Annotated in this window: 5 protein-coding genes and 1 pseudogene; all 6 read right to left on the bottom strand. The window is 68.5% G+C overall.

Features of this window, described 5'->3' with window-relative positions; translation table 11 throughout:
• Positions 1-145: 145 nt before the first annotated feature.
• The 6 genes and pseudogenes from AB0H56_RS31900 to AB0H56_RS31875 all read right to left on the bottom strand — a co-directional run bounded on the left by AB0H56_RS31900 (position 146) and on the right by AB0H56_RS31875 (position 6,501).
• Positions 146-838 (bottom strand): ABC transporter ATP-binding protein, encoded by a 693-nt coding sequence (locus tag AB0H56_RS31900; protein WP_357170537.1) that lies wholly within the window; start codon positions 836-838, stop codon positions 146-148.
• Positions 839-1,003: 165 nt separating this feature from the next.
• Positions 1,004-1,891, bottom strand: a pseudogene (locus AB0H56_RS31895) (ABC transporter ATP-binding protein); the annotation flags it as partial.
• A gap of 41 nt (positions 1,892-1,932) precedes the next feature.
• Entirely contained in the window at positions 1,933-3,345 is a 1,413-nt protein-coding gene (locus tag AB0H56_RS31890) for a branched-chain amino acid ABC transporter permease (protein WP_357170534.1), read from the bottom strand.
• A complete protein-coding gene (locus AB0H56_RS31885) occupies positions 3,342-4,379 on the bottom strand; it encodes a branched-chain amino acid ABC transporter permease (protein ID WP_110040412.1) in 1,038 nt (345 codons plus the stop codon). The genes AB0H56_RS31890 and AB0H56_RS31885 overlap by 4 nt, the downstream gene beginning before the upstream one ends.
• A 72-nt stretch (positions 4,380-4,451) precedes the next feature.
• On the bottom strand, positions 4,452-5,609 hold the full coding sequence (locus AB0H56_RS31880; RefSeq protein WP_110040411.1) for a branched-chain amino acid ABC transporter substrate-binding protein: 1,158 nt from the start codon (positions 5,607-5,609) through the stop codon (positions 4,452-4,454).
• Between the two features lie 274 nt (positions 5,610-5,883).
• Entirely contained in the window at positions 5,884-6,501 is a 618-nt protein-coding gene (locus tag AB0H56_RS31875) for an ANTAR domain-containing response regulator (RefSeq protein WP_357170531.1), read from the bottom strand.
• Positions 6,502-6,740: the final 239 nt, after the last annotated feature.

Below are 6,740 nucleotides of genomic sequence, written 5' to 3'. Positions count from 1 at the left end.
GCGGGGGGGCCCGCGCGCGCGGGGGGGGTCTGCGCCCGCCGCGTCCCCCGCGCCTTTTTCCCCCCGCCCGTCAGGAGCAAGCCACGGTGCCTGATCGACGGGACACAAGGGGGCCGCGACTCGAGCGCGCCAGCGCTCCAACCATTCAGTGACCCAGGTAGGCCGACATGACGGCGGGATCGGTGAGCAGCGCGGCGCCCGCGCCGGTCTTGGTGACCTCGCCGGTCTCCAGGATGTAGGCGCGATCGCTGCGGGTGAGCGCCTGCTGGGCGTTCTGTTCCACGAGCAGCACCGTGGTGCCCTGCCGGTTGATCTCGCTGATGATCTTGAAGATCTGCTGGATCACCATGGGCGCCAGACCCATCGACGGTTCGTCGAGCAGCAGCAGCTTCGGCCGTGCCATCAGGGCGCGCCCGATCGCCAGCATCTGCTGCTCACCGCCGGAGAGCGTGCCACCGACCTGTTTGCGCCGCTCGGCCAGCCGCGGGAACAGTTCGAAGATCCACTCCAGCGTCTGCTGGTACTCCGACTTCTGCTCGAACGGTCTGCCGTAGCAGCCCATGTCGAGGTTCTCGGCCACGGTCATGCCGGGGAACACCCCGCGCCCCTCCGGCGCCTGGATCAGGCCCTGCACCACCCGATCGTGGGCCTTCATCGCGGTGATGTCCTTGCCCTCGAACAGGATCCGGCCCGAGGTGAGCGGCAGGAGGCCCGAGAGGGCGCGCATGGTGGTGGTCTTGCCCGCGCCGTTGGCGCCGAGCAGCGTCACCAGCTCGCCCTGCTCGACCGACAGCGAGATCCCGTGCAGCGCTTCGATGCGGCCGTAGTTCACGACCATGTCGCGCACTTCGAGCAACGGCACCTTCTGCTCGGCGGCCGCGGCGGGCTCGTCCTGGGCGGCTTCGACCACCGTGGCGGGCGCCTGCGTCGGCGCCGCCTCGGCCGCCGCGGCGGCGCCTGCCTCCTCGCGCACCGCGTCGATCGTGTCGGCATCGGGCACACCGAGGTAGGCCGCGATCACCGCCGGGTCCTCACGGACCTCGGCGGGCAGGCCGTCGGCGATCTTGCGCCCGAACTCGAGTACCACGATCCGATCGGTCACGCCCATGACCAGGCGCATGTCGTGCTCGATGAGCAGCACGGTGTAGCCGTCGTCGCGGATCTTGCGGATCAGGTCCATCAGCGCCGACTTCTCGCTGGGGTTGAATCCGGCCGCCGGTTCGTCCAGGCACAGCAGCTTCGGCTCGGTGGCCAGCGCGCGGGCGATCTCGAGTCTGCGCTGGTCACCGTAGGAGAGATTGCGGGCCTTCTCCACCGCGCGCGGGGCGATGCCGACGAACTCGAGCAGTGCCATGCCGCGTTCGATGGCGTCGCGTTCCTCGCGCCGGTGCCGCGCCGTGCGGAACACCGCGCCGGGCACCGAGGTCTTGTGCCTGGCGTCGGTGCCGACGACCACGTTCTCCAGCGCCGTCATCTCACCGAACAGCCGCACGTTCTGGAACGTGCGCGCGATGCCCATCCGGGTGATCTCGTTGCGCTTGGTCTTGGCCAGCGGCTGCCCGTCGAAGTGCACGCTGCCGCCCGCGGGCTTGTAGACACCGGTGATCGCGTTGAAGCAGGTGGTCTTGCCCGCGCCGTTGGGGCCGATCAGCCCGAGGATCTCGCCGCGGCGGATCTCGAAGCTCACCCCGTCCAGCGCGGTCAGGCCGCCGAACTTCACCGTCAGTCCGTCGGTGCGCAGCAGTGGCGCGCCGACGGCGGTGTCGATCTCGCGGTGCGGCGCGACGACCTCGGCGACGGTCTCCGCGTCGCCCAGTTCGGGCAGCACCGCGGTGACGTCGACGTCGCCGGCCTTCTCCACCTCCGGCACGGGCTGGTACCCGGCCGACATGTCCTCGTTGTCGAACAGCGCGTCTCCCGCGCCCGGCCCGGTCATCGCCCTGCTCCGATCGGTTCGGCCGACGGCTTGCGCACGGCCTGATATACCTGTCTGCCGTAGGTGAGCAGCTTCTGCCGCACGGGGAACAGACCCTGTGGCCGCAGAATCATCATCACCACCAGGGCGATACCGAAGTACAGGTACTTCAGGTCGCCGAGGTTCTGCGCGCCGCCCTGCCGGAACAGCAGCACACTGCCGAACAGCAGCAGCCCGGCGACCACGCCGAACACGGCGAGCAGGATCACCACGCGCCGCGCCCACGCGCCCAGCGCCTGGCCCCGCAGGCGCCACAGCACCCACAGCCCGACCAGCAGCGCGATGTCGATCGCCAGCAGCACGTAGCCGGTCGACTCGTTCGACACCAGCTGCGCCGACTGCAACCGCAACGGCAGGTAGGCGATGAGGAAGGCGCCGACGATCACGCCGAGCTTGTTGCCCGAGCCGCCGAGCACGACGGCGCACAGGAACAGCATCGACAGGATGATGTCGAACTGCTTGGGATTGACGTAGGTCACCTGACCGGCGTACATCGCGCCGGACAGACCGCCGACGGAGGCGCCGATGGTGAAGGCCCACAGCTTGTATTTGAAGGTCGGCACGCCCATGATCTCGGCGGCGTCCTCGTCCTCACGGATCGCGACCCAGGCGCGGCCGACCCGGCTGCGCTCGAGGTTGCCGATGATCAGCAGCACGATGATCACCAGCACGGTGCCCAGCCAGAACCACCAGGTGCCGTTGTTGGCCCGCTCGAACGGATTCCAGCTGTCGGAGTCGCCCAGGTTGCCGGGTGAGAAGACTCCGCCCGGGTGCGCTTCGGACTCCGCGACCGTCGGGTAGGCGATCTTGGACAGGCCGAGGCTGCCGTTGGTGAGTTCGGTGAGATTGTCGGCCATCAGGCGCACGATCTCACCGAAGCCCAGGGTGACGATGGCCAGGTAGTCGCCGCGCAGGCGCAGCGTCGGGGTGCCGAGGATCAGGCCGGAGATCGCCGTCAGCGCGACGGCGATCGGCAGGCAGGCCAGCCACGCCCAGCTCGGGTTCAGCCAGCCGCCGTCGGTCTGGTTCCACGGACTGTTCGGGCTGGTCAGCAGGCCGACGGTGTAGGCGCCGACCGCGTAGAAGCCGACATAGCCGAGGTCGAGCAGACCGGCCTGGCCGACGACCACGTTCAGGCCGATGGCGATCAGCGCGTACATCGCGAACAGCGCCATCACGTTGCCGAAGCTCACGCCGGGGGTGTCGAGCAGCGGCGGCGGATACAGCGGCAGCACCAGCAGCACGAGGATCACCGGAATGCCGACGGCCCATTGCGCGGGCCGGGACAGCCCGTCCCACCAGGTCCGCAGCGCGTCGCCGAGGCCGCGCCGATCCGGCTGTGTCGCCGGGGTTTTCGTCAGGTCGGTCATGCGCGGGCCCTCCCCAGGCTCTCGCCGAGGATACCGGTCGGCCGGAACATCAGCACGGTCACCAACAGGACGAACGCGACCACGTCGCGCCATTCGAAGCCGAACAGGATCTGCCCGTACTGCTCGGCCACGCCGAGCAGCAGACCGCCCAGCAGCGCGCCGCGCAGATTGCCGATGCCGCCGAGCACCGCGGCGCTGAAGGCCTTGATCCCGAGGATGAAGCCACCGGAGAAGATGATGCCGGTGGGGATGTGCAGGGTGTAGAGCATCGCGGCGGCGCCGGCGAGCAGGCCGCCGATGAGGAAGGTGAGCACGATGACGCGCTCGCGCGAGACGCCCATCAGCGTCGCGGTGTCGGGATCCTGGGCGACAGCCCGGATCGCGCGACCGAACTTGGTGCGATTGATCAGGATCTCGGTGAGGACCGCGAGGACGACGGCCGCGGCGATGATCACCAGGGCCACGTTGGTCACCGAGGCGCCGAGGAAGGTGAACTGCACCTTCGGCTCCACGAGCCGGATGCCGGTCTGGGCGTTGGTGCCGCCGAGGCCCGGCTTGATCTTGGGCAGGATGTAGTGGACGAACTCCTGGATCACGAACGACATGCCGATCGCGGTGATCAGGAAGGCCAGGGGTTTCGCGCCGCGCCTGCGCAGCGGCCGATAGGCCACGCGTTCCAGGCCGACGGCGGCGGCGCCGGAGACCAGCATGCCGATCAGCATCGCGATACCGAGATAGACCACCGTCAGCACGACGCCCTGGGAGTACACGTTGCCGCTCGGGGCGAAGCCGAGCAGTTCGAGGCCGACGTAGGTACCGAACATGCCGAGCATGAAGATCTCGGAGTGGGCGAAATTGATCAGCCGCAGCACGCCGTAGACCAGCGTGTAGCCGACGGCGACCAGTGCGTAGATCGAGCCGTAGGTGAGACCGTCCACGGTCAATCGCCAGAATTGGTCGATCACCCCGGAGACGTTGAAATCGATGGACCCGTCGGCCAGCAGGGTCACACCGAGCGATGCCGCTGATGTCATGGTTTCTCTCGCGTCAGGCGAGCGGTGCGCGGGCCCCGGGGGCCACGCGCACCGCTTCACACGTCCTGGGGACTACTTGACCTCGTACATCCAGATCTGGATGTTGGCCAGTTCGCCGGTGGGGCCCCACTTGTACTGGCGGGCGACGCCGGCGCCGTCGTAGTTGCGGACGTAGTCGAGCAGCTCGGCACGGGTGACCTTGCCCGAGTCGATGCCCTTGAGCAGGATGGTCGTCAGGTCGTAGCCCTCGACGGAGTAGACGCCGGGCGCCTGACCGTTGAGCGCCTTGTACTCGGTCGCGAACTTCTCCGGCGCCGGGCTGCACGGGCAGGAGAGCAGCGCGTCCTTGGACGAGCTACCGGCCTGGCGCACGAACTCGGGGTCGTTGCTGCCGTCGGCGGAGACGAAGACCGAGGTCACGCCACCGGAACGCAGCTGCTGCACGAACGGCGCCGCCTCCGCGTAGTAGCCGGCGTAGAAGATCGCGTCGGGCTTGGCGGCCGACAGCTTCGAAACCGCGGCCGAGAAGTCCTTGTCACCTTCCTTGACGCTCACGGCGCACGACGGGTCGGCGGCCGCGCCGGCGGCGGTGATGAACGCCTGCGCGAGACCGGCACCGTAGTCGGTGTTGTCCTGCACGACGCAGATCTTCTTGAAGCCCTTCTCGCCGGTCAGGTAGTTGGCGACGGCCGGGCCCTGCGAGTTGTCGTTGCCGAGGCCGCGGAAGAAGGTCTTCCAGCCGTTCTCGGTCAGCGTCGGGTTGGTGGCCGAGGCGGTCAGCGTCGGCAGTCCGGCCTCGCTGAGGATCTGGCCGGTGGCCTTGGTCTCGCCGGAGAAGGTCGGGCCGACCAACGCCACGATGCTCGGATCGCTGACGATCGAGGGGATCACGCCGCTGGCGATCTGCGGCTTGCCCTCGGTGTCGAACTGCTTGACCGCGACCTGGCAATCCGGGTTGGCCTTGTTGTGCTGGTCGAGCGCCAGCTTCACGCCGTTGATGATGTTGATGCCGAGCGCGGAGTTGCCACCGGTCAGCGGGCCCGCCATCGCGATGGTCTGCGGCGCGCACTTGGCCTTGCCGTCTCCGGCGGGATCCGCGGCGGCGCCTGCGTCGGTCTGCGCGACAGCCTTGCCCTGGGTGTCGAGCTGGACCACCGGCTGGATCGAGAGATCGGTGTTGCCGCCACCGCCGCCGTCGGACGACTTGTCGCTACATCCGGCCAGCACCAACGACGCGGCAGCGCCGAGTACCAGAACTCCTCGCGTCGAACGACTGCGCCATGTCGAACTGAGCACGTCTCACCTCTATGTCCTGTGCTCCCCGGGGTCCCCGAGGGGGCCGACCCACGTTCAGCCCGGGTCAGAACATATCGCCGCTGTGTTAGATCTGCATCACATTCGCGTCATGTCGACGCCCCGTTGTGCAGTCGTAGTTCAACTTATTGTTTCGCTTACGTAAAGTTTTCCGGATTTCGGCGCGAACGACGGCGATACCGAGCGCGCATCACTGCGGAGTGAGATTCTCCAGCACGACCTCGGCGACCGCCTTCATCGTGGTGCGCCGATCCATCGCGGTGCGCTGAATCCATTTGAACGCCTGCGGTTCCGTGAGCCCCTGGGTCTGCATGAGCACACCCTTGGCCCGCTCCACCAGTTTGCGGGTCTCGAGCCGATCCGACAGATTCGCGACTTCGGTTTCCAGCGCGGTGATTTCGTGGAAACGGCTCGCGGCCAGTTCGATCGCGGGCACCAGGTCCGACTTGGTGAACGGCTTGACCAGGTAGGCCATCGCGCCGGCGTCACGGGCCCGCTCGACCAGGTCGCGCTGGGAGAACGCGGTCAGGATCACCACGGGCGCAACACGTTTGGTGGCGATCTCGGCGGCGGCGTCGATCCCGTCGCGCCGCGGCATCTTCACGTCCATGATCACCAGATCCGGGCGCATCTCCTCGGCCAGTTCGACCGCCTGCTGCCCGTCGCCCGCTTCACCGACGACCTCGTAGCCCTCTTCCCTGAGCATCTCCACGAGGTCCATCCGGATGAGGGCCTCGTCCTCGGCGACGACGACGCGCTTGGCCGCGGCCTCACGCGTGGCACCGGCGCCCGCTGCATTCGTGCTCATAGGTTCGACCCCTCTGGATTCCGACTGATGTAGAGAGTACCTTTCGATTCCGCCGGTGAACGCGAGCAGACGATGTCGCGCACACCCCGCGACCGATACTCCCCCGCGGCGGGGGGGGGGGGGGGGGGGGCCCCCCGGGGGGGGGGGGGGGGGGGCGGGCCCCCCCCCCCGCGCGCCCCCCCCCGTTTTGGTGCCGGGCGGGGGGGCGGGGACCCCACCCCCCCCGAAAGGGGAGGGCG

Origin of the sequence: Nocardia sp. NPDC050717 (genome assembly GCF_040654275.1) — a bacterium.
Classification (GTDB): domain Bacteria; phylum Actinomycetota; class Actinomycetes; order Mycobacteriales; family Mycobacteriaceae; genus Nocardia.
This window is presented reverse-complemented; position numbering and strand designations above follow the sequence as displayed.

What these genes read in the sequence shown, in the direction of transcription:
- AB0H56_RS31875 (WP_357170531.1), bottom strand. Translation starts at nt 6,501, where the DNA reads ATGAGCACGAATGCAGCGGGCGCCGGTGCCACGCGTGAGGCCGCGGCC.
- AB0H56_RS31890 (WP_357170534.1), bottom strand. Translation starts at nt 3,345, where the DNA reads ATGACCGACCTGACGAAAACCCCGGCGACACAGCCGGATCGGCGCGGC.
- AB0H56_RS31885 (WP_110040412.1), bottom strand. Translation starts at nt 4,379, where the DNA reads ATGACATCAGCGGCATCGCTCGGTGTGACCCTGCTGGCCGACGGGTCC.
- AB0H56_RS31900 (WP_357170537.1), bottom strand. Translation starts at nt 838, where the DNA reads ATGGTCGTGAACTACGGCCGCATCGAAGCGCTGCACGGGATCTCGCTG.